A 1,504-nucleotide genomic window follows, 5' to 3' on the forward strand; every position below is an offset into this window, starting at 1 on the left:
GAGAGTTTGCGGCGAAATTAGACCTTTTTTCCGGGCTTTTTTGTGGTTTCCGGGAAAGAGGACAGCCAGATTTTTGTTGTAAGGACAAGTCCCCAACAGAGGCAATCTGATAGTATTTTTGATTTCTTCAAGACTTCTGAACCTCTTGTCAGAGAATTCCAATAACAAACCAATGAAAAGGGAGACGAAAACACTGGAAATGATAACCACTGCCAGTTTTATGTTTTTCTTGGAGGCGTCCTTAATGATGTTTTCGTCGATGGGAGTTAAAACTTGCCAGGGGAACAAGGCAGTATATAACTGGAATCGCAAGTTCTCCATGGAGGTTAAAAGTCTGGTGAGTTTTTGATTAGCTATTTGTGATTCCCTCAAAAGTTGGCTGTATTCCCTGTTAGTGGTGGAGAAGTCACTAGTGTTTCGATTTAGTTTTTCCAGTGCCTCTGCTAGTCCTCTGTCCTTGGCTTGTAACACTTGAATCTGATTGTTGACATCGAAAAACTGTTGGACTGCTTCCAGCCGGTTTTGGGGAATTGAAACAAGAAAGTCCAAGGACAAATTTTCTGGGGGGTTTTTTAGTATTTTGTCTGTTTCTATTTGCAGCAAAGATACCAATTGATCTCTTCTTAGGCTTAGCTCCTTGACAGCAGGGTGTTCGCTGCCAAGCTTGACTGTCTCCAAGGCCAGCTGAGTCTCGGTTTCTCTCAGGCGCGAGATCAGTTGAAGGTAATAGGGTTGTCTGTTGAGAAGGGTTACTATGTCCACCTGTTGGGGAGTCAATTGAATTTTCTTTTGTAGTTCCCGGGAAAGTTTTCTTAGTCCTTCCAACTCCACTTTTACTTTTTCTCTTTCTCCTTGGATGAATGCCAGTTGTGCCTGAAAAGCATTTCCCTGGAGGTTTGGGGTCATTACGCCTCTACTTTTTTGAAATTTTTCTAATTCAAAGTCCCATTTGGCTACTTCTGCCCTTGCCTTCTTGATTTCCCTTTCTGTGAAATCTATTTGCCTGCTAAGACTGTCAATGTGTTCTTTCTTTTGATATTGGAGATAACCTCTGATGGTGTGCCGGAGTACAAATAGCACTTTCTCCTTAGATTCGCTCTTGTAGCTCACTTCCAGTATTCTGGTGTCTTTTGCCCCCCGTTTGATTTTTATTGCCTCAGTAAGTCCTTCTTTTTTTTTATCTTTTTTGTCGGCGGGGGGGTACAACAGGACCTCAGGATACTTTGACTGGATGGATTGGACAATAGGGGTGAGAATGACAGGACTCTTCAACACTCTAATCTGACTATCATAGTCCAAGTTACTTCGGGGGCCACCAAGTCCCCTGCCGGCTACAACAATCGAACTCTCACTTCTTTGATTGGGAGGCTCCACTAGTATTTCTACTTTACCTTCGTATAGGGGGGGTTGGCTTAGAATCCAGACGGAAGAGGGAATGGCCACGGCTAGGGTTGTGGCGATAATCAATAGGCCTTTTCGTCTGATAGCCCTGAAGAGTTCAGCC

The 1,504-nt window shown here is 43.6% G+C and carries 1 protein-coding gene; it reads right to left on the bottom strand.

The window, feature by feature from the left end:
• A partial coding sequence (locus tag IGQ44_03575; protein HIK37053.1) for a capsular biosynthesis protein occupies nucleotides 1-1,504 on the bottom strand: 1,504 nt, incomplete at both ends.

Source organism: Geminocystis sp. M7585_C2015_104 (assembly GCA_015295805.1).
In the GTDB taxonomy this organism is placed as follows: domain Bacteria; phylum Cyanobacteriota; class Cyanobacteriia; order Cyanobacteriales; family Cyanobacteriaceae; genus DVEF01.